Origin of the sequence: Mesorhizobium sp. AR02, from assembly GCF_024746835.1 — a bacterium.
Lineage (GTDB): Bacteria > Pseudomonadota > Alphaproteobacteria > Rhizobiales > Rhizobiaceae > Mesorhizobium.
In genome coordinates this window covers 5,601,635-5,624,238 of sequence record NZ_CP080531.1, presented here as the reverse complement: position 1 = coordinate 5,624,238, position 22,604 = coordinate 5,601,635, and the positions used below count along the sequence as shown (strand labels likewise).

General features: G+C 64.2%; 9 protein-coding genes. 4 read left to right on the top strand and 5 right to left on the bottom strand.

Annotated elements, in window-relative coordinates; all coding sequences use genetic code 11:
• Positions 1–48 precede the first annotated feature (48 nt).
• The 5 genes from DBIPINDM_RS31390 to DBIPINDM_RS31370 all read right to left on the bottom strand — a co-directional run bounded on the left by DBIPINDM_RS31390 (position 49) and on the right by DBIPINDM_RS31370 (position 12,367).
• The gene (locus DBIPINDM_RS31390) at positions 49–1,206 is read right to left on the bottom strand and encodes an ABC transporter permease (protein WP_258582841.1); all 1,158 of its coding nucleotides are present in this window, start codon (positions 1,204–1,206) and stop codon (positions 49–51) included.
• Between the two features lie 12 nt (positions 1,207–1,218).
• Positions 1,219–2,253 carry an ABC transporter permease gene (locus DBIPINDM_RS31385; RefSeq protein WP_258582840.1) on the bottom strand — a complete coding sequence of 345 codons (1,035 nt, stop codon included), beginning with the start codon at positions 2,251–2,253 and terminating at the stop codon, positions 1,219–1,221.
• A gap of 222 nt (positions 2,254–2,475) precedes the next feature.
• The gene (locus tag DBIPINDM_RS31380; RefSeq protein WP_258582839.1) at positions 2,476–4,131 is read right to left on the bottom strand and encodes an ABC transporter substrate-binding protein; all 1,656 of its coding nucleotides are present in this window, start codon (positions 4,129–4,131) and stop codon (positions 2,476–2,478) included.
• Positions 4,132–4,383: 252 nt separating this feature from the next.
• Positions 4,384–10,437, bottom strand: coding sequence for a translocation/assembly module TamB domain-containing protein (locus tag DBIPINDM_RS31375; RefSeq protein ID WP_258582838.1), 6,054 nt, complete (start codon positions 10,435–10,437; stop codon positions 4,384–4,386).
• 1 nt (position 10,438) lies between these two features.
• Positions 10,439–12,367 carry an autotransporter assembly complex protein TamA gene (locus DBIPINDM_RS31370; RefSeq protein WP_258582837.1) on the bottom strand — a complete coding sequence of 643 codons (1,929 nt, stop codon included), beginning with the start codon at positions 12,365–12,367 and terminating at the stop codon, positions 10,439–10,441.
• Positions 12,368–12,639: 272 nt separating this feature from the next.
• Here DBIPINDM_RS31370 and DBIPINDM_RS31365 point away from each other — a divergent pair, with 272 nt between their 5' ends.
• The 4 genes from DBIPINDM_RS31365 to DBIPINDM_RS31350 all read left to right on the top strand — a co-directional run bounded on the left by DBIPINDM_RS31365 (position 12,640) and on the right by DBIPINDM_RS31350 (position 22,550).
• A complete protein-coding gene (locus DBIPINDM_RS31365; protein ID WP_258582836.1) occupies positions 12,640–18,138 on the top strand; it encodes an alpha-2-macroglobulin family protein in 5,499 nt (1,832 codons plus the stop codon).
• A gap of 117 nt (positions 18,139–18,255) precedes the next feature.
• On the top strand, positions 18,256–20,346 hold the full coding sequence (pbpC, locus tag DBIPINDM_RS31360) for a penicillin-binding protein 1C (protein ID WP_258582835.1): 2,091 nt from the start codon (positions 18,256–18,258) through the stop codon (positions 20,344–20,346).
• 254 nt (positions 20,347–20,600) lie between these two features.
• On the top strand, positions 20,601–21,314 hold the full coding sequence (locus tag DBIPINDM_RS31355; RefSeq protein ID WP_258582834.1) for a M15 family metallopeptidase: 714 nt from the start codon (positions 20,601–20,603) through the stop codon (positions 21,312–21,314).
• A 207-nt stretch (positions 21,315–21,521) separates the two neighbouring features.
• Positions 21,522–22,550: a sulfate ABC transporter substrate-binding protein gene (locus DBIPINDM_RS31350; protein WP_258582833.1), complete on the top strand. Its 1,029-nt coding sequence runs from the start codon at positions 21,522–21,524 to the stop codon at positions 22,548–22,550.
• The last annotated feature ends 54 nt before the right edge of the window (positions 22,551–22,604 follow it).

Sequence of the window (22,604 nt, the reverse complement as noted above, 5' to 3'; positions counted from 1 at the left end):
GGGTCGCTCCAATCCAAATTTTACCAGATGCGGGCCAGAGCCCGTCAATCAGTCTTTCATCGATTGTTCACGCAGCGAGTCGGCCAAGAGGTTGAGCCCCAGCACGAACGACATCAGCGCGATCGTCGGCGGCAGCGCCGGGTGGATGAAGGAGCGCAGCAGCCGGCTGGCGTCCTTGATCGCCGTGCCCCAGTCGGGACTTTCCGGCGCCAGGCCGAGGCCGAAATAACCGAGCGTGCCGAGCAGGATGGTGGTGTAGCCGATGCGCAGGCAGGCATCGACGATCAACGGTCCGCGCGCATTGGGCAGGATCTCCCACAGCATGATGTACCAGGGCGATTCACCGCGTGTCTGCGCCGCCGCCACATAGTCGCGCGTCTTGATGTCCATCACCAGGCCGCGCACGATGCGGAACACGCCGGGGCTGGAGGCGAACACCACCGCCACGAAGATGTTGAGCTGGTTGGGATCGATGTGGACGATGTGCAGCGGGTCCCTGTCGAAGACAAGGCCGAGATAGATCCAGCCGCCGATGATCAGCGTCAGGCCGAGCAGGATGTAGATCCGGTCGGGCCGGTTCTTGTAGCGGGTCCAGAACAGCACACTGAAGAAGATGATCGGAAACAGGAAGAAGACGCCGGCCAGTGCATAGGGGATCGGCGTGTCCATGATGCCCGGCGTCACCAGCAGGTAGAACAGCAGGATGACCGGGAACGCCAGCACGAGGTTGGCCAGGAACGACAGCACGGTGTCGATCTTGCCGCCATAATAGCCGGCCGGCAGGCCAAGCGTGATGCCGACCATGAGCGCGAAGCCGGTTGCTGCCGGGGCGATGATCAGCACGATCTGGCTGCCATAGACCATACGCGAAAAGACATCGCGCGCCAGCTTGTCGCCGCCGAAGAGGTAGACGAGCCCCGATTGCGGTTCGATGGCGCCGGGCAGCGTGTCCTTCATGATCGGGATCTGGCCGAGCGGATCGAAGGGCGAGATGGTCGAGGCAAAGATCGCCGTGAACAACCAGAACAGGCAGATGAAGACACCCGCTATGCCGACGCCGCTGTCGAACAGCTGGCCGTAGAGCGCCAGCTTCTTCTTGTAGAGGAAGCTCGCCCCCATGACGATGATGAGCGCGATCCAGACCGGCCAGAAGCGCGACAGCACTTCGAGAATGACGGTGAAGGCACTGATATTTTGGACCTGCATCCGCTTCGTCCCCTACTGAACTCTGATACGCGGATTGAGAAACGCGTAGCCGACATCGGAAATGAGCTGCGTGATCAAGACGATGAACACCGAGACCAGCGAGCAGCCGAGCAGCAGGTCGATGTCGTTGTTGCCGGCGGCCTCGACCAGCGTGTAGCCGAACCCCTGGTAGCGGAACATCACCTCGACGATGACGACGCCGGTCAACAGCCAGGGAAACTGCAGCATGATGACGGTGAACGGCGCGATCAGCGCGTTACGCAACGCATGTTTCACCACCACGCTGCCGAAGGAGAGACCCTTCAAGCGGGCGGTGCGGATATATTGCTGCGTCATCACCTCGACCATCGAGGCGCGCGTCATGCGCGCGATATAGCCGATGCCGTAGATCGCCAGCGTCATGACCGGCAGGGTGAAATTATAGAAGGTGATGCCCTGGCTGGCCGACGCGGCCGAGCCGTTCAGCCAGCCGAGCCAGGAGGCGAAGATGACGGTGAAGATGACGCCCGACACATATTCGGGTGTCGCCGTCGAGGCGATCGAGGCCACCGAAAGCACCCGGTCGGTTCGCGACCCCTCGCGCATGCCGGCCAGGATGCCGATCAGCAGCGAGATCGGCACCATCACTGCCAGCACCCAGAACATCAGGATGCCGGTGGCGCCAAGTGCTGGAAACAATTTCGAGGCAACCGTTGTCTTGAACTTGGTCGAGCAGCCGAAATCGCCTTCGAGGACGCCGGCGAAGGTCGGCACGACCGGATCGTTGCAGAAGGAGAAACGCTGCGCCGGCTTGCCGGTCGCCGGGTCGGTCACCGGCTGCTTGGGCATGACGCCCAGCCACTGCCCATAGCGGACGAAGAAGTTCTGCCGGTAGCCATGGTTGACCAGCCAGCTCTCGAGCTGCTCTGCCGACGTATGCATTTCGGTCTGGCTGATCGCCAGTTTCTTCAGATTGGGTTCAAGGTTGATCAGGAAGAAGACGACCATGGTCAGGCACAGCATCGTCAATGCCATGGTGCCAAGACGCCTGATAACGAAGGAAAACATGGCGGCCCCCTGCCGGTCTGGTTGGGGTTGGAGCCCGCTGGAAGCCACCTCAGCCGCGACGGCAGAACTGGCTGTCAAACAGGCCCTCGGATGCAATCAACCCTGTTTTATTGCACGACCTAGCCAGAGGAGTCCGCAACTTTTGCTGCGCCGACATCCGGTTTTGTAATCATGCAAAGAGTGAGGGGAAGGGACGAACTGCCCCTTCCCCGATTGGTCTGATCACGCCTGGTCAAGCCAGATCTTGCCGTAGTCGCGCTCGAATGTCGGATGCATCTTGTAGTTCTTAACGGCGGCAACCGAGTGGCTGTAGAGCTTGCGCCAGTAGGGTTGGATGATGATGCCGGAATCCTGCAGGATCTGCTCGATGTCCTTCATCATTTCCTTGCGCTTGGGCGCGTCGGCGACCGCAAGCGCAGCGTTGAGCTTGGCGTCCCAGTCAGGGTTCGACCAAGCACACTCGTTCCAGGCCTCGCCGGTGCGGTAGGCCAGAGCCAGAACCTGGACGCCGAGCGGCCGCATGTTCCAGTTGGTCATCGACAGCGGATACTTCAGCCAGTCGTTCCAGAAGGTCGAGCCCGGCAGCACCGTACGCTTCACCTTGATACCGGCGTCACGCAGCTGGGCAGCGATCGCGTCGCCAGTGTTCTTGTGCCAGTCCTCGTCGACGGTGATCAGTTCATGTTCGAAATCGGCCTGGCCGGCTTCCGCCATCAGCGCCTTCGCCTTGGCCGGATCACGGGCAACCTTGGGCAGCTCGTAATATTCCGGATGGATCGAGCAGACATGGTGGTTCTCGGCGACCGAGCCGGCATTGCCGTAGCCGAGCTGGAGGACGACATTGTTGTCGACGCTGAGTTGTAGCGCCTTGCGCACCTTCTCGTTGTCGTAAGGCTTGTGGGTGACGTTGGTGCGGCAGACGATGGTCGAGGCGGTGACGACTTCGGACTTGACCAAGTTCATCTTGTCGAGGATCGACACATAGTCGGCCGACGTTTCGAAATTGGTGTGGACTTCACCTGCCTCGAAGGCGCTGACCATAGCGGCTGGATCGGTACCGTAGTCGATGAATTCGATGCCATCGAGATAGACGTCGCCGTCCCACCACTTGTTGTCGGCGCGGCGCTTGTAGACCACTTTCTGGCCGACATCGTAGGAGACCAGCTCGAACGGACCGGTGCCGATCGGGCAGGCCTTGAAGTCGCCGCCCTTTTCGTCGAAGGACTTGTGGACGACGAGAGCAACATAGTCACAAATGCCGGGAATGATCGAGATGTCAGGCTTGGTCAGCGACAGCTTGACGGTCATGTCGTCGACCTTGGTGACCGCGCCTTCACGCAATTTGCCCGTCTTGTCGTCGAACAGCGTGCCAAGACGGCCGGGCATTGAATTGCCTTCGGCGGCCTTCTCGCCCCAACGGTTGAAGTTGTGCACCACGTCGTCGGCGGTGAAAGCATCGCCGTTGTGCCAGGTCACGCCCTTGCGCACATGCAGCACATATTGGGTGGCATCGTCGTTGACGTCCCAAGACTCAAGCAGATAGGGGCGGAACGTGTATTCGGTGGTGTATTTGACCAATGGCTCGAGCGCCTGGCGCTCGGCATTGGCGATTTCCGACCAGTCGGCCTTGCGTGGGTCCTTCGGATCCTTGATCCACTGGGCGACCTTCAGGGTGCCGCCCTTCTTCGGGGCATCCTCGGCTCGCGCCTCAGTCGGCACGGCAAGGCCGAGCAGGCCGTAAGCCATGGCCGTCGACGCGCCGAAGACGCTGGCGAGCGCCAGGAATTCGCGGCGATCCACCGTTCCTGCCTTGGCTTCTTCGGCCATGGCCAGGATGTGATCCGGAACGCGATCGCCATTACTCTTGTAGATTGTCATGACTAACTCCCATTGTTGGCTTTCCGCCGATTAACATTCCGCATCCAGGCCATGATGTCAAAGACGGCATGGATTGGGAACATGTTAGCGAATGTGCAACTTTGGAAGGGGAGCGGTTCGCGTGATAACGACAGTCTTGGCGCAAAATTGCTAGTGCGCCCTGATTCCGCCAAAATCTCTCTGGGCGATTAAACTGAGGCATTTGCACAGGTTACGACAGCGCCAGTTCCGGCTAGGATGAGGGCCAGCGCCTCAATATTCCTTCTCGTAGAAGATGCCGCCCTTGGCTTCGCCGGCGTCCGTCGCCTCGCCGCGCAACTTGACACCGCGCCCGACATTGAGGTCGATGGTCGCCTTGCCCGAACCCGGCTTGTCGCCCTTCTGGATGGTCACATAGGTACGGTCGTTCAGGTATTTGCCGGCCGAGACCGCCGTGCCGCCCTGGCTGTCCGTCGTCACATCGAGATCGTCGACGCCGATGGCGCTGCGCAGATTCTCCAGCAGCGACGTCGAGCCGCCGACGCCGGCCAGTTGCCCGGCCGCTTCGGCCAGTTGCGCGATCTGCAGCGGCGACAGGTTCGACATCGAGCGGCCGAAGATCAGCTGCGCCAGCACCTCGTCCTCGGGCAGCGCCGGCACCGAGGAGAAGGTGAATTTCGGATTGGTCGCCTCGCCCGACACCACGATGGTGACGGTGGCGCTGGTCGTCGTCGTTGTCGCGGTCAGGTTGAGATAGGGCACCAGCGAGCCGGAGAAGCCGACCGTGCCCTCGGTGAAGGTCAGCCGCTTGCCGAGGATCGACAGCCGCCCGCGCTGCAGGGTGAAGGTGCCGACCGCCTGCGGCGACGAGGCCGGACCGGTCAGCTTGAGCGAGCCACCGAGTTCGGCATCGACACCCCTGCCCTGGATGAAGATCTGGTTCGGCGCGTTGACGGTGACATCAAGCGCAAGCCCGCTGCCGCCGCTCTTGCCTGACGTCGTGGCCGGGCGCAGCGCCTTGTCCTGCGCCCTGACCGCGCCGGGCGCGTTCTTGTGCTTGACGTCGAGCGCCGAGAGCGAGCCTGGCAACTTATCCGGAACCGTGATGACGGTCTTGGCGAGGTTGACGGTGCCGGCAATCACCGGTGCCGATGTCAACGGCCCCTTGATCGTCAGGTCGCCGCCGAGATTGGCAGTCACCACGCGCCCGTCCGTATAGCGCCCGTCGGTGAGCTTGATCGACAGGTCGGCCGGAAAACCTTGCGCCGGATTGATGCCGACCGTGCCGCTGGCCGACAGGCTGCCGCGCGTCGACAAGGTTCCAGTCAGCCGGTTGATCCTGGCGACGCCGCCGCCGATCGAGACGTCGGCCATAAGATCGTTGACGGCCAGCCCCGAGCGCGCATCCACCAGCCGCGCACCCGAGGTGCTGACGCTGCCGCCGATGACGGGCGATGTCGCCGGACCGCGCACCTGGACATTGACATTGGCGGTTCCCGTCAGCGCTAGGCCTTGCGCGGCCAGCTTCTGGCTGAGCATGCCGAACGGCACGGCGCCATTGAAATCGAGCACCAGTGCCGGCGTGCCCGCCGTCGTCACCGTACCGCCGCCCTTGAGACCAAGGCCGGCGCCATCGCTGACATTGGCGTTGAAGGTCAGCTTGTTGCCGGCGAAGGTGCCGGACGAGGACACGCTCACCGCGCCGACACCAGCGCCTCGGGTTTGCGACGTTTGCACGCCGGCCGCGTCTATGTTGAAGGCGATTGCAGGGCTCGCCGGCGCGCCGGTCACCTTCACCGTACCCGAAATCGATCCGACGGCATCGAGGCCCGGCGAGAAACTGTTGGCGAGCGACATCGGCACCTTCGCCAGCGTCGCATTGATGTCGAGCACCTGCCCGACCTTGCCGGTCACTGTCGCCGTGCCGCCGCCGAGGTTGAGCACCAGCCGGTCCAGCGTCGTCGTGCCGTTGGCGATGCTGACCGTCGAGGCCTGGGCGATGGCCGCCTTGATGCCCTGCACGGTCGCCTGGCCGGAAACGAGCTCGATGGTGGTGGTGCCATTGGCCACCTTCACACGGCCGGCGGCCTTGGCCGGAATGCCCTTGACCGTGGCGCCGCCGGAAAAGCCGGTCCAGTCGCCGTCGCGCTTCAAATCGACATCGATGCCGCTGATCACGGTGCCGCCCGATGTCACGGTGTCGGCGCGGATCTTGCCCGAGATCACCGGAGCGGCGAGATAGTTGGCGATCAGCGCGTCGATGGAAACCGCCTTCGCCTGCAAGTCGCCGCGCGTGATCGAACCGGTGGCCGCCTTGATGGCGACCTGTGGTGCGGCACCGTTCTTCGTGAAGGCGATCGTACCGCGCACGTCGCCTTCGGCCTTTTCCAGCGCCAGTGCGGCGAGCGGCCCAATATCCGGCAGGTCGAGAGAGATGGTGCCTTCCGGCACGAACTTGTCGTCCAGCGCCAGATCGCCGGAGATCTTGTTCTTGCCCAGCGACAGCAGCAGGCCGTTGATAGCGCTCTTGCCGTCCGCCGTCGCCAGCACCGCGCTGCCTTGCAAGGCCTGTCCCGCGACATTGCCGGTCAGTTGCACATTCGCTGCCGGATTGGCGGCATCGGCCTTGCCGGTGGCGGTGAGCTTCAGCCCGGTGATCTCGCGCTCCGCCACCAGCAGCCGATCGCTGTTGATGGTCAGTGACAGATCGGGTGCGATGGCCGGCCCCTGAGCGTTCAGTGCAAAGGCAATGGCGCCCTTGGCGTCTTTGGACAACAGCGAGATGTCGGCGAGAGCGCCGGTGATGTCGGCAGCCAGCTTGTTGTCAGCAAGGCTCGCCTGCCCCTGTGCGCTCAGCGCGCCGGAGACCAGCTTCAGCCCATCGACATTGATGCTGCCGTTGGGATCGCGCTTCAGCGTGGCGCTGATCTGCGCGCGTTCGCCGAGCATGCCGCGCGCCGCCGCCGGCAAGGCCGATGATGGGGCATCCGCACTCAGCTTGAGGTCGATGGCGCCGTCACGCAGCGACACCTGGCCCGCGACCTGGCTGTTGAGCGCATCGCTTTTGAGCGAGCCGCTGTCGATGGCGACAGCGTCCGATGTCAGCCGGGCATTGAGCGCGGCCGTGACCTTGCCGGCGATCAGCGGTGCGATCGCGGCATTGTCGAGACCGACCTTGTCCACCGACACCGTACCGGAAACCGGTCCGGCGCGATTCCTGAGATCGAACGCGTCCGAATGCAATGCCAGGGCAAGCCCCTCCACCTTGGCCGGGCTGGTGGTGACCGAAGGCAGGATCGCGGAGACATCGAGGCGAGCCTGCGTGCTCTCGCCCGCCACCTTTGCCGACAAGGACTGGACCTCGATCTTCACCGGGCTATCAGCGCTGCCGAAGGTCAGCGGTAGGCTGGGACCGGATGAGGTGAGATCGAGCGCAAAATCGCTGGCGCCGTTCGGATTGATGGTGCCGGTGGCCTTGCCGGAAATCTTGTCGCCGGTCAGCGTCGCGTGGTCGAGGGCGACGCCGCCGGCCAAGGTATAGCTGCCGACCGCATCGACAGCGAGCGGCCCGAGCCCGGCCTGGCGGGTCTGGCTGGTTTCGGCGCCGGCAAGCTGCGCATTGAACCGGACCTCCGGAGCAGCCGGCGTTCCGGTCACTTGCGCCGTGCCACCGAGCGTGCCCACCGCATCGAGCCCGGGCACAAAATCATTGGCAAGCGCCGCCGGCAGCGCGGAAAACTGTGCCGCGAGATCGAGCGTCTGGCCGGCGGTGCCCGACAGCGTCACCGCGCCGCCGCCGACGTCGAGCGCCAGCTTATCAATGGTGGTGGTGCCGTTGGCTGTGGTCAGCGCCGAGGGTTGGGCGATTGCCGCCTTGATCCCGCGAACCGTCGCTTCGCCCGAGGCGATCTCGACGCTGGTGGTGCCCTGAGCGATCTTGACCCGGCCGGCCGCTGTCGCCGGAATGCCCGCAATGGTGGCGCCGCCTGTGAAATTGGTCCAGTCGCCGTCGCGCTTCAGGTCGACGCCGATGCCGCTGATTTCGGTGGCGCCCGACGTGACCGAGTCAGCCTTGATGGTGCCCGAGATCGCCGGCGCCTTGAGATAGTTGGCGATCAGCGCGTTGACGGCGATCGCCTTGGCCGTCACCTCGCCACGCGCGATCGAGGTGCTCTTGGCATCGACGGTGACTGACGGCGTCTCGCCGTCCTTGGCAAAGCCGATGGTGCCGTTGATATCGCCGGTCACCGCCTGGCCGGCGAGTGCCGCCAACTGGTCGATCGCGGGTGCTGCGAGCGTCAGCGTGCCCAGGGGCATAAACTTGTCATCCAGCGCCAGGTCGCCCGAAACCTTGTTGTCGCCGAGCGAAACGAGGAAACCGTTGATCGAACGCTTGCCCTCGCTCGTCACAAGCGCTGCTTTGACGTCGAGCGGCTGATCATTGACGGTACCGGTCAGCGAGACATTGGCCGAGGGGCTGGCTATGTCGGCCTTGCCGCTTGCCGTGAGCTTGATCGCCTTCACCGTGCGGCCCGAGGCCGTCAGGCTGTCGCTGTCGGCGGAAACGGTAAAATCCGGGGCCGAGCGCGGGCCGCTCGCCGACAGGGCGAAATCGACACCGCCGGCAACCGGCACGCCCACCATCGGCGACAGCACCGAAACGTCGCCCAGCGTGCCCTTGATGTCGGCCTGAATGTCCGTTCCCTGCGCGCTGGCGGTGCCGCTGGCGCTCAGCGAACCGGAGGTTAACGAGATCGAATTGGCGGCAAACGCCCCTTGCGGATCGCGGGTGGCGGCGGCCGAGAATTTCACCCGCTCGCCGAGCACCGAGCTGATCTGCGGCGGCAAGGCGGTCGACACCGCATCGGCATTCATCTTCAGCTGCATCGACAGGTCCGCAAGCGCCACCGTCATGGTCAGCGAGGCGTTCAGCGCATCGGAGCGCAAAGTGCCCTGGTCGATGGTGATGGCGTCCTTGCTCAGCGATCCCGCGAGGTCGACATCGACCTTGCCGGTGATCAGCGGCGCCAGCGTCGCCACGTCGGTCTTCAGCCCACCCGCCGTCAGCTTGACGGCAAACGGCCCGGCGCGGGTCTGGATGTCGAAGCCGTCGGAGTGAATCTGCGCCGCAAGATCGTTGAGCTGGGTCCCCCCCGCCACCACCGAAACCAGCGAGGCACCAATGTCGATGATCGGCGTCTTGCCGTCGCCAAAGGCGCGGGCGGTGATGTTCCGGATGACCACCGTGATCGGCTGTGCCGCATTGCCCACGGTGATCGGCACAGGTGCGCCTTTGGCGGCAATTTCAACCGACAGGTCGCTGGCGCCGGCAGGGTCGGCGATGCCGTTCGCGGTGCCATGTATCGCATCGCTTTCGATATTGGCGCGGTCGACGCTGATGCCGCCAGCCAATGTGGCGGTGCCGGCGACATCAAAGCTGGTCTTGCCGGCAAACAGCGGCCGCAGATTTTCCGGCAGGAAAGGCGCGAACTCGCCGTCGCCCTTGGCCTCGACGTGATTGCCCTTGTCAGTGAGCTGATGACGGCCGGTCAGCTGGGTGACGATCTTGCCATCGACCATGAACGTGGCGATACCGTTCCAGTTGGCAAGCGGTCCCGTGCCCGCGACGGCTATTTCGACCGGCGGCGTGTCGGGCAGCTTGAGCAGATTGGCGATGATGCCGCCTGCCGGCTCGGAAGCCTTGAGGTCGAGGTCGAGCCTGTTGTCAGCCGGCGCAAAGTGGATCTTGGCGTCGACATTGCCTTGCTTGCCGTCATGGCGGGTGACGTTGAGCGTGGTCTCGACCGCCAGCGGCGCGGCATCGGCCTTGAGCATCCCCTTCGCGGCGAGTTCGGCGATGCCGCTGCCGGCCAGTTGCTGGCCAAGCGCGATTTCCGGCAGGTCGATCTGCCTGATATCAATCGAAACCGGCAGCGTGGTCGTGCCGCTCTGCGCCGGCGGCTGCGTGCCGGCCACTGGCAGGCGTGCCAGTTCGATGCGCTCGGCCGCGATGCGGTCGGCACTGAAGCTTTTCGACAGCAGCGCCAGCGGCGACCAGTCGACGGCGACCTTGCGCGCCACCAGCCACGCGCCCTGGCGGTCTTCCAGCACGACATGATCGACGCTGAGCGCGCCCGACCAGATGCCGTCAATGCCGCTGACGGTGACCTTGCGATCGTCGCTGGAGGCGAGCCGCGAGATGATGCCGGCGAGATTGTCGCGTCCGCGCTCGGTCTTGGTCAGCACAAAGAGTGCGCCAATCGCGCCCGCGACGACGATCAGCAGCGTGTAGAGGACAATGCGAAGGATGCGCCAGACCGTCTTCATGTCAAAACGCCTGTCCGATGCCGGCATAGATGCCGAAATGCGGATCGCCGGGATCGCGGTTGAGCGGCACGGCCGCGTCGATGCGCAGCGGCCCGAACGGCGTCACGTAGCGCAGGCCGACGCCGGCGCCGACCTTGACGTCGGAGAAGTTGGGAACCGACTTGGTCGACACCGTGCCGGCATCGACGAACGGCACGATGCCGATCGTGTCGGTGACGGCGATGCGCATTTCGACCGAGGTTTCGAAGAAGGACAGGCCGCCGATCGGCTGGCCGTTGAAATCCTTCGGGCCGATGCCCTGATAGGCATAGCCGCGCACCGAACCGCCGCCGCCGGAATAGAAGCGCCGGTCGGCCGGAACGTTTTCGAGCCCCGTGCCGACGATCGAGCCGACGGCGACGCGCTCGGCCAGAACGAACTTCGAGGCCGTATCCAGCGACTGATAGGCCGATCCCTCGCCCTTCAGCTTGAGGAAGGCCGCACCACTCAATATGTCGTAGCTCGGCTCGGCATAGGCCAGCACCCGGAAGCCCGTGGTCGGGTTCAGCCGGTTGTCTCTGTTGTCGTAGACATATTGCAGCGGAATGCTGGCGATCAGGTATTTGTGCTTGCCGAACGCATCCGTGATCCTGGAATAGTCGAGCGCCACTTCCGCCGACACGGTCTGCTTCTTGTCGAGTTCATAGGACAGGCCGGTGCTGCCCTTGACCGAGAAATGGTCGTACGCGTCCGGATGTTCGAGCACGGTCTTGACGCTGGCGAAGAACTTCGACGCCGGTCCGATCACGCCGGGTTTTTCGAACATGATGCCGGCATTGTAGTTCAACTCGGACAGATTGTTGTTGCCGATGCCGCTAATGGCGCCGTCGATGCGCAGCTTTTCGGCGTGACCAAACAGGTTGCGGTGCCCCCAATAGCCTTCCAGGCCAAGGCCCTCGGTGTTCGAGAAGGTGCCGCCCAGCCCGAAATAGCGCGGCTTGCGCTCGCTGACCTGGACGCTGATCGGAATGTTGCCGTCGGCGTCGAGCTTGTCGGCTTCCTTGAACGTCACGCTGTTGAAGACTTCCAGCGCCAGCAGCCTGTCGCGCGCATCGCTGATCTCCTGCGGCGAGTACTGTTTGCCGCGCTTCAGCCCGGTCATGTATTCGGTGAAGTCGCGGTCGACTTTCTCCGTGCCTTCCACCGTGGTCGCGCCATAGCCGGCGACCGGGCCGGCTGCGACCGTCAGCGTCACGTCGAGCGTCGAGGTGGCATGGTCGGCGACGATCTGCCGGTCAGTGACCTTGGCGAGCGGCCTGCCCTGCTCCTTCAGCGTCCGCACGATCAGCGCCTCGGCCTTGAGCACCGCGCCCGACCCGGCGTCGCCGCCCGATATCAGGCCGTAATCGGCGCTCATCAGCCCTGCCGCATCGCCTTCCAGCCTGATATTGCCCAAGGTGAATTTAGGGCCGATAGCGATATTGACTGCCACCGGGATCGGTTGCGGACCCTTGAATTCGGCGTCCGGCGGCAAGTCGTCGAGCGGCTTGCCGTCGATGGTGATGGTGACCACGCCTTCGTAGCGGGCATCGGCATAAAGTGCGGCGACCAGTTGCTCACGGTCGCTGCGCGCCTTGGCCATCAGCCCGAGCGAACCCGAGACCGGGCGGTCCTCATCGCCTTTCAGCGCCGAGGCGTTTTCGAGCTTCTTGACCAGGTCCTTGTCGGCATCGGGCGCCGTGATGGTCACGGCATAGCGCAGCGGATCGACGATATCGGCGTCCTCGTCGTTGGACGATCCCCACAGCTTGATGCCGAAAAGCTCGAAAGCGGCCGAAGGCTGTGATTCGGCGGCCAGCGCGGTCGTGCACATCATGGCCAAAAGCAGGGCGCGCGGAAGTACGCGCCCTGGCGCGGTCCCTCCTGACATCTGCTCTTCATGCGCCGGCATTAAGACAACCTAGGTTACAAAACTAAAATTGGAATGAAGTTCTGAAGCGCTCGTAAAGGGGCCACAATCCAATTGTCTGAAATAGGACGGGCTTGGAATTCACACCTTTTGCGTCGCCGCAAGAATGCGTGATCCCCTGTCCTATGGAGGTACTACCGGTCATCGGCCGGAAAGGAAACCGTTGGCAGGCGGAACCCTGCCGCGTCCTTGTGTTGACAAGCTTGACTGAAGCTTGAACATGCCTGGACGTCTGCACTTGTCTGGAGGGTGTTATGGCAATGCGCGCGGCTCGTGGTCTGTCGATCCTGATCCTTCTCTTCTTCGCCTGGGCCAACGTCTTAGCCTGGAATGGCGTCGCGCAAGCGGCCGAGGCCCGGCGAATCGCAACGACCGACAATTCCGACTATTTCGGCTTTGACCTCCGGTCCGACCAGAATGTCACCCTCGACCAGTGCAAGACGACATGCCTTGGCGATCCGGCCTGCCGCGCCTTCACCTACAACACCAAGGCCAAATGGTGCTTTCTCAAATCCGACTACAACCAGCTGAAGCCTTTCAACGGCGCGGTTGCGGGCAAGATCGTCAACATTGACGGCGATCCCGATATCGGCGCCCCGCCGGAACTCGCCTTCTTCCCCAACTGGATGGCCGATCAGGCCCAGCAGTACCGCAACAGGCTGCTCGGCCCGGCCTTTGACAAGCCGACCGAGGGTATGGCCGCCCTGATCAACTCGGCCGAGCAGGCTGTGCAGACCGGCGACCATCGCTCCGCCATGCAGAAATATGAGGCCGCGGTCTCGGTAATGCCGGACGATGGCCAGCTCTGGCTCAACCTGGCGCGTGAAACGCTGGCCGTGCAGCCCGCCACCAACACCTCCGAAGCATCTACCTTGCCGATGAACGGCACTTCGGCCGCCTTCAACGCCTACAAGCTCTTGCGCACCACCAAGACGCGCGCCGATGTGCTGGCCCTGCTCGGTGCCGGCCTCGACAGGCGCGATCTCTACCGCCCCGCGCTGCAGGCCTATGAGGCGAGCCTTGCGCTGGTGACGTCGCCGGCCGTGCAGGCCGACTATGCCGATCTGAAGGCCCGCAAGGGTTTCCGCGTCATCGACCACAGCGTCGATGCCGACACCAGCGCGCCGCGTTTCTGCGCGCAATTCTCCGAGGAACTGGTCAAGACCGGCGTCGACTATGCGCAGTTCGTCACCGTCGACAACGCGCCGCCGAAGGGCGTCGAGGCCAAGGACAAGCAGATCTGCGTCGAAGGGCTCGAACACGGCCAGCATTACGACGTCACTTTCCGCGCCGGCCTGCCGGCGGCGATCGGCGAAGTGACCGCCGCTCCCGTGGTGCTGTCGATCTATGTACAGGACCGCGCCCCGTCCGCCCGCTTCACCGGCGACAGCTTCGTGCTACCGGCCGGCGCGCGCCGCGGCATTCCGGTCGTCACCGTCAACATGAACGCCGCCGAAATGAAGCTCTACCGCATCGGCGACCGTTCGCTGGCGCAGCTTCTGTCGGGCTACCAGTTCCTGCACCAGCTCGACGGCTATGACATTTCCAACATTTCCGAGCAGATGGGCGCACCGGTCTGGCATGGCCAGCTCGACATCGTCAACGACCTTAACAAGGAGGTCACCACCTCCTTCCCGGTTGACGAGGCGCTGCCGCAGCGCAAGCCCGGCGTCTATGTGCTGACCGCCCAGCCAGTCAACGACAAGAGCGACGACTATGGTTCGATGGCCACGCAGTGGTTCGTCGTCTCCGACATCGGCCTGTCGACCTATACCGGCCAGGATGGGCTCAATGTCTTTGCCCGTTCGCTGGGCTCAGCCAAGCCGATAGCCGGCGCCGAATTGACCTTGGTTGCCCGTAACAATGAGGTTCTCGGCACCGCGACATCGGATGCCGACGGCCACGCCGTCTTCAATCCCGGGCTGACGCGCGGCGACGGCGGCATGGTGCCGGCCGTGCTGATGGCCAAGCAGGGCGACAATGATTTCGTCTTCCTCGACATGTCCAAGGCCGGTTTCGACCTCTCCGACCGCGGCGTCACCGGGCGCGCGGCGCCCGGCGCGCTCGACGTCTATGCGTGGACCGAACGCGGCATCTACCGCGCCGGCGAGGATGTCCATGTCGCCGCCCTTGCCCGCGATGGCGCCGCCAAGGCGGTCGAGAACCTGCCGCTGACCTTCATCTTCTCGCGCCCCGACGGCGTCGAGGACCGCCGCATCGTCAGCGACGGCGCCTCCGCCGGCGGCTATGCCGTCGACCTGCCGCTCGAACCCAACGCCATGCGCGGCACCTGGTCTGTGTCCATCCACACCGACCCGAAGCAGCCGGCGGTCGCCAGCCAGATGTTCCTGGTCGAGGATTTCGTGCCGGATCGCATCGAATTCGACATGAAGGCCGACAAGCAGGAAATCGAGCGCGGCGAAACCGCAAACATCAACATTGACGGCCGCTTCCTCTATGGCGCGCCGGCGGCGGGCCTGGCGCTGGAAGGCGAACTGACGCTGTCGACGGCGCGCGACTGGGACCGCTTCCCCAACTTTTCCTTCGGCCTCGCCGACGAGCAGTCGGCGCAGCCCACGGTCACGCCGCTGACCAACCTGCCGGTGGTTGGCGATGACGGCAAGGCGACCTTCCCGATCTCGGTCGACCAGTTGCCCTCGACCACCAAGCTGGTCAACGGCAAGGTGACGGTGCGCATGCGCGAAACCGGCGGCCGCGCCATCGAGCGCTCGCTCAACATCGGCATCCGCCCGCAAGGCCATATGATCGGCATCCGTCCGGATTTCGCCGATGGTGAGGTTCCGCAGGGCGGCACGGCCAAGTTCAGCCTGATCGCCGTCGATCCCTCGGGCAAGCGCGAGGCGCTGAAAGGCGCGCAGTGGACGCTGGTCAAGGTCGAACGCAATTACCAGTGGTACCGTAACAACAACTCCTGGAACTACGAGCCGGTCACCTTCACCAAGTCGATCGCCAACGGCCAGATCGACCTCAACGCCGATGGCGACGCCACCGTCTCCGTACCGGTCGACTGGGGCCAGTACAGGCTCGAGGTCGAAACCTCGGACCCCGAAGGACCTGCCACCAGCTATGAATTCGACGCCGGCTGGTATGTCGCTTCGACCACCACCGAGACACCTGACGGCCTGGAGATCGCCCTCGACAAGGACAATTATGCCGCGGGCGAAGTGGCCAAGCTGAAAGTCTCGCCGCATTTTGCCGGCGAACTTCTGATCAATATCGGCTCCGACAAGCTGTTGAAGACCATCACGGCGACCGTGCCGGCTGGCGGCAGCACCGTCGACATTCCAGTCGGCGACGATTGGGGCGCCGGCGCCTATGTCACGGCAACCCTGTTCCGGCCGGGCGATGCGCAGGAGACGCGCATGCCGGCCCGCGCTATCGGCGTGAAATGGCTTACGGTCGATCCGGGCTCGAAGAAGCTCGCCATCACCTTGACGCCGCCAGACAAGACCATGCCGCGCCAGCAGCTGTCGATCCCGGTTTCCGTGGCCGGCGTACAGCCGGGCACCAACGCGTACGTCATGGTCGCCGCCGTCGATGTCGGCATCCTCAATTTGACCAACTACAAGGCGCCGGATCCGGAGAACTGGTTCTTCGGCCAGCGCATGCTGGGCATGGAGATCCGCGACATCTATGGCCGCCTGATCGACGGCTCGCTCGGCACCACCGGCAAGCTCCGGACTGGCGGTGACGGCGCCAACATGCAGGCGCAAGGCAGCCCGCCTACCGAAAAGCTGGTCGCCTTCTTCTCCGGCCCGGTCCAGCTTGATGCTGACGGCAAGGCACGGATCGACTTCGACATCCCGCAGTTCAACGGCACCGTGCGCGTCATGGCCGTCGCCTGGACCAAGGAAGCGGTCGGCCATGCCCAGTCGGACGTCGTCGTGCGCGACCCCGTCGTCATCACCGCCGGCCTGCCGCGCTTCCTGGCACCGGGCGACGCCGCCGTCATGCGGCTCGACGTGGCCGACACCGATGGCCCGGCCGGCGACTATGCGCTGTCGATCGACACGACGGGCGACCTGTCGACGGGCGACAAGCCGCTGCCCCAGAAGCTGACGCTCGCCCAGGGCACGCGCCAGACGCTGACCGTGCCGCTGATTGCAAAGACACCGGGCAATGCCTCGCTCACCATCAAGCTGGCGCATGGCGACGGCACCAAGGTCGAGCAGACGCTCTACGTGCCGGTGCGCCCGGCGCAACTGCCGGTCACCACGCGTCTTGTGGTCGACCTCAAGGGCAATGGCGGCGCGCTGCGCGTCGACAAGGAACTGCTGGCGGCAAGCCTGCTTGAGGGTGCCTCCGTCAGTGTCGGCGTTTCGCAGGCGGCTGCCTTCGACGTGCCCTCGCTCTTGATGACGCTCGACCGCTACCCCTATGGTTGCGCCGAGCAGACCACCAGCCGCGCCATGCCGCTTCTCTATGTCAATGAGATGGCTTCCGGCATCGGCATGGAAAGCGACCCCGACCTGCATGGCCGCATCCAGGATGCGATCTACAAGGTGCTGAGCTACCAGTCCTCGACCGGCAGCTTCGGCCTGTGGGGTCCGGGCTCCGGCGATCTGTGGCTCGACGCCTATGTCAGCGAGTTCCTGACCAGGGCGCGCGAGCAGAAATACGACGTGCCGGCGCTTGCCATGAACCAGGCGCTGAGCAATCTGCAGAACTCGCTCGGCTACGACCAGAGCGTACAGGACCGCGGCAGCGAGATCGCCTACGCCCTCTACGTGCTGGCCCGCAACAAGAAGGCCTCGATCGGCGATCTGCGCTACTACGCAGACACGCAGCTCGAAGCCTTCTCGAGCCCGATGGCCGTTGCCCAGCTGGCGGCGAGCCTTGCGCTCTACGGCGACACCCAGCGCTCGGAGGCGACGTTCAAGACCGCGCTGCAGCTCGCCAAGTCGCAGACCGACTACGACTGGTACCGCTCCGACTATGGCTCGGCGCTGCGTGACGGCGCGGCGATGCTGTCGCTAGCGGCGGAATCGAAGCCGGTGTCGACGATCGTGCCGGAACTGATCAAGCTGGTGACCAGGGAACGCGCCGAAGTGCGCTGGACCAGCACCCAGGACGATTCCTGGATGCTGCTGGCGGCCCGCGCGCTGAAGGAGGGCAATGACTCGATCACGCTGACCGTCAATGGCGCGCCGCATTCGGGCGGCTATTCCAACCAGGTCAACGGCAGCGAATTGGTCGACAGCCCGCTCGAAATCGCCAACACCGGCAAGACCCCGCTGCAGGCCGTCGTCACCACCGTGGCGTCGCCGATCCAGCCCCTGCCGGCCGGCGGTGACGGCTTCACCATCGACCGCACCTACTACAAGCTCGATGGCACCGAAGCCAATGTGACGGAGGCGACCCAGAACGAACGCTATGTCGTCGTGCTCAAGGTCACCGAACAGAACAGCTGGCCGTCGCGCCTGCTGGTTACCGACCTGTTGCCGGCCGGCTTCGAGATCGACAATCCCGGCCTGGTCTCCAGCGCCCAATTGACGAACTTCTCCTGGCTGGCACAGACCGACGCCGCCCATCTCGAATTCCGCGACGACCGTTTCGTCGCGGCGTTCAACCCAGCCGACGGCGATCACGACCACAATCTGACGCTCGCCTATGTCGTGCGCGCGGTGACGCCGGGCACCTACGCCCATCCAGCGGCAACGGTGGAGGACATGTACCGGCCGCAATTTTCGGCCCGCACCGCCACCGGCATGATGGAGATCAAGGCGCCGTAAGGCGCCGATGGTGGCGATCATGAACGTTGCCGGAAAAGCGCCGATGGCCATGACAGCTCCCTTCTCCCCGTCACTATACGGGGAGAAGGTGGCGGCAGCCGGATGAGGGGCAGCGCCATGCTTTCCAAGAAATTCCTCCGCCGCGCCGCTATAACCGCGGCTTCCTGCGCCGGCATCCTCGCTCTATCGGTCGCCTCTCTCTGGGAGCTCGACCGCGCCTTCCCACCCCCACTCCCGGCGACGTTGACAGTCTCCACCGAAGTCCAGGACCGCGATGGCCAGCTGTTGCGCGCCTTCGCCACGCCGGACGGCTACTGGCGGCTCGAAACCCGGCTCGACCAGGTCGACAAGCAGTTCGTCGACATGCTGGTCACCTATGAGGACAAGCGCTTCTGGGATCATCAGGGCGTCGACGTGCTGGCGCTTGGCCGCGCCGCCGGCCAGCTCATCACCAGCGGTCACATCGTCTCCGGCGGCTCGACCCTGTCGATGCAGCTTGCCCGCCTGATCGAGCCGCGCGAAAGCCGCAGCCTCGGCTCCAAGATCAAGCAGATGCTGCGCGCCATCCAGATCGAGCGGCGGCTGTCAAAGCGCGAGATCCTCGAACGCTATCTCACGCTGGCGCCCTATGGCGGCAACCTCGAAGGCGTGCGCGCCGCTTCGCTTGCCTATTTCGGAAAGGAGCCAAAGCGGCTCACCGTCTCCGAAGCCGCTTTGCTCGTCGCCTTGCCGCAATTGCCGGAAAAGCGCCGACCCGACCGCAACCTCGAAATCGCCCATGCCGCCCGCGACCGTGTGCTGACCCGCATGGTCTCGTCAGGCCTGATCGGCGAACGCGAGGCGGCACGCGCCGCGCTTGACGACGTGTCGGGCCTGCGGCGCACCCTGCCGGCGCTCGCCGCCCACGCGGCCTATGCGATGCTGCCCAGGGCCGTTCCCGGCCAGCCGCTCAAGCTGACGATCCGCAAAAGCGTCCAGGAAGGGCTGGAGCAGGTGGCGCGCGATGCCGCGACCAGGCTTGGGCCGCGTCTCTCCGTCGCCATGGTGCTAGCCGATTCCCGCACTGGCGACATTCTGGGCGAAGTCGGCTCGGCCAATTTCTTCGACGCCAGCCGCTCCGGCTGGATCGACATGACCAAGATCGTGCGTTCGCCCGGCTCGACGTTGAAGCCGTTCATCTATGGCCTTGCCTTCGAGCAGGGACTGGTGGCGCAGGAAACGCTGATCGAGGACAGCCCGGTCGATTTCGGCGGCTATAGGCCCAAGAATTTCGACATGGGCTACCAGGGCGATGTCAGCGTCCGCCAGGCGCTGCAATTGTCGCTCAATGTGCCGGCGATCCGCGTGCTCGACGCGGTCGGGCCGGCGCGGCTGACGGCACGCTTCCGCCAGGCCGGCGTCAACCCGATCCTGCCGGTCAACGAGGCGCCGGGCCTGGCCATCGGCCTCGGCGGTGTCGGCGTCACGCTGCGCGACCTCGTCCAGCTCTATACGGGGCTCGCCAATGGCGGCAAGACACACACGCTGCATGACGGCACCGAGCCGGCCAATGCCGAGCGCACCACCGCCACTATCCTCAATGACCAGGCGAACTGGCAGATCATCGACATCCTCTCAGGGGTAAAACCGCCGGAAGGCGCCTTGCAGCGCGGCATCGCCTACAAGACCGGCACCTCCTACGGCTACCGCGACGCCTGGTCGGTCGGCTTCGATGGCCGCTATGTGCTGGGTGTCTGGGTCGGCCGGCCGGATGCCAGCGCCGTGCCGGGTCTCTCCGGCTACGTCTCGGCCGCCCCGATCCTGTTCGAGGGTTTTGTCCGCTCGGGCCTGGCCACCGTGCCGCTGCCGGGCAAGCCACCCGGCGCCTTCACGCCAAAGCGCGAGGACCTGCCGGTGACGCTTGCCCGCTTCGGCGCCGGCGCCGACGGCCTCGTACAGGCAACGCCGACCGAGCCCGCCCCAACCATCATCTTCCCGCCCGATGGCGCCCGCGTCGACCTTGCCACCAATTCGGCCGATGCCTCGCCGCTGGTGCTGAAACTGCAAGGCGGCCGCGCGCCCTTCCGCTGGCTGGCCAATGGCAAGCCGCTGGTCGGCATCGACCGCCGCCGCACCGCGACCTGGCTGCCCGACGGCGCGGGTTACTCGACGCTGACCGTCATCGACGCGGCTGGACGAGCGGCGAGCGTGAAAGTCTTCGTCGAATAGACCGAGCCAAGCGATTCATCGAATTGGCTTTCGATACGGTCACCGGATAGCAGGATACTTGCCATATGCCTGTTCCGAGGCACCCCCCTCTGGCCTGCCGGCCATCTCCCCCGCAAGGGGGTAGATCAGCAGTTCTGGCGTCTAGCCATCTTCTGCAATGGTGGAGATTGGCGAAAGCGGCTGAGCGCTCAATCTCCCCCCTTGCGGGGGAGATGCCCGGCAGGGCAGAGGGGGGTGCCTCGCGCAATCATTTATTGCCTGTTGCCTCAGCGCTGGCAGCAATCCTTTTCATCGCAATTCCTCAGCAGGCACATGCCAACCCCCTGCCCGCCGGCTTCGTCCGCCTCGCCGATATCGCCCCGTCGATCCGCCAGGACATCCGCTACGCCGGATCGGACGATTTCCTGCACCGCAAGGTGAGCGGCTACGGTGCACCGGTCTGCATTCTCACCTTGCAAGCGGCGCAAGCTCTTGCCGGCGTCCAACAGGCAATCGCCGCGAGAGGTTTGACGCTGGTCGTGTTCGACTGCTACCGCCCTGCCCGCGCCGTCGCCGACATGGGCGAATGGACACGAGAGGGCGGGCCGCCCGATCCGCAATGGTATCCGAAGGTTCGGCGTGGCGACCTCATCGCCAAGGGCTATGTCGGTGAACTGTCAACCCATTCGCGCGGTTCGACCGTCGATGTCGCGATTGCGAGGGTTGGCAGTCCATCCGTCTCCAAACCGGCCTGTGGCGCCATCGATGCCGATACGCTCGACTTCGGCACCGGTTTCGACTGTTTCGACCCAATGAGTGAAACGGCGCACCGCCCGCTCGGCAATGAAGCGACAGCAAACCGCAAGATGCTTGTCGATGTCATGCTTGCCGGTGGTTTCAAGAACTATGCGCGCGAATGGTGGCACTTCACGCTCGGGCACGAGCCCTTTCCAAAGCAGCGCTTCGATTTCCCAGTGAGCGCCGAGTAATTGCCGGATCAAGCCCCAAACCTTGCCGCGGCACCGCGCATCCCTAGATAGGACCTCGAATCCGCGCAGCGCGCCGGCGAGGAAAATATTTCCCGATGTGGCCGAAGATCATCGAAGATTTTCTTCAAGAGGGCAAAAAAGGCAACATTCGATGCATCTAATTTCTATCAATTCGGTAGATTTGGCGCCGGTTCAACGGAGGCAGAAATGACCAAACCTCATTTCAGGAAACTGCTCGGCGCACTGGTCGCCACATCTGTCCAGTTCGGCACGCTCGGTTTCGCGTTCGCCGACACCACCATCCTCAACGTGTCCTATGATCCGACGCGTGAGCTCTACAAAGCCTATGACGAGGCCTTCGCCGCGCACTGGAAGGCCGAGACCGGCGAGACGGTGACCATCCAGCAGTCGCATGGCGGATCGGGCGCCCAGGCCCGCGCCGTGATCGACGGCCTCGACGCCGACGTGGTGACGCTGGCGCTCGAGGGCGACATCAACGCCATCGTCTCCAAGTCGAAGAAGATCAACCCCGACTGGCGCAAGAAATTCGAAAACAATTCAGCACCTTACACCTCGACCATCATCTTCCTGGTGCGCAAGGGCAATCCCAAGGGCATTCACGACTGGAACGACCTGATCAAGGACGGCACCCAGGTGATCACGCCCAATCCGAAAACCTCCGGTGGCGCCCGCTGGAACTATCTTGCAGCCTGGGCCTATGCCAACGCCCATGATGGCGGCGACGAGGCCAAGACCAAGGAATTCGTCGGCAAGCTCTACGCCAATGCCCCGGTGCTCGACACCGGCGCGCGCGGCTCGACCGTGACCTTCGCGCAAAAGGGCATCGGCGACGTGCTGATCGGCTGGGAAAACGACGCCTATCTGGCACTCAACGAATTCGGCGCCGACAATTTCGAGATCGTCTATCCGCCGACATCGATCCTGGCCGAGCCGCCAGTGGCGATTGTCGACGCCAATGTCGATGCCAAGGGTACGCGCAAGGTGGCCGAAGCCTATCTCGGCTGGCTCTATTCCAAGGAAGGCCAGACGATCATCGCCAAGAACCACTATCGCCCCGCCAAGCCCGAACTGGTGGCGCCGGCGGATCTGCCCAAGACCCCCGATATCAAGCTGATCTCCATCGACGACCCGCTTTTTGGCGGCTGGAAGAAGGCACAGCCTTATCATTTCGGCGACGGTGGTATATTCGACCAGATCTACAAGCCGGCCCAGTGAGGTTCGGCAGCCCTGAAGAAGCCCGCGAATGGGCTTCTTCAGCAAGTCTGGTTG

Excerpts from the sequence above, each read along its gene's own strand:
- DBIPINDM_RS31385 (WP_258582840.1), bottom strand. The coding sequence starts at position 2,253 with ATGTTTTCCTTCGTTATCAGGCGTCTTGGCACCATGGCATTGACGATG.
- DBIPINDM_RS31390 (WP_258582841.1), bottom strand. The coding sequence starts at position 1,206 with ATGCAGGTCCAAAATATCAGTGCCTTCACCGTCATTCTCGAAGTGCTG.
- DBIPINDM_RS31370 (WP_258582837.1), bottom strand. The coding sequence starts at position 12,367 with ATGCCGGCGCATGAAGAGCAGATGTCAGGAGGGACCGCGCCAGGGCGC.
- pbpC (WP_258582835.1), top strand. The coding sequence starts at position 18,256 with ATGCTTTCCAAGAAATTCCTCCGCCGCGCCGCTATAACCGCGGCTTCC.
- DBIPINDM_RS31350 (WP_258582833.1), top strand. The coding sequence starts at position 21,522 with ATGACCAAACCTCATTTCAGGAAACTGCTCGGCGCACTGGTCGCCACA.
- DBIPINDM_RS31375 (WP_258582838.1), bottom strand. The coding sequence starts at position 10,437 with ATGAAGACGGTCTGGCGCATCCTTCGCATTGTCCTCTACACGCTGCTG.
- DBIPINDM_RS31380 (WP_258582839.1), bottom strand. The coding sequence starts at position 4,131 with ATGACAATCTACAAGAGTAATGGCGATCGCGTTCCGGATCACATCCTG.
- DBIPINDM_RS31365 (WP_258582836.1), top strand. The coding sequence starts at position 12,640 with ATGGCAATGCGCGCGGCTCGTGGTCTGTCGATCCTGATCCTTCTCTTC.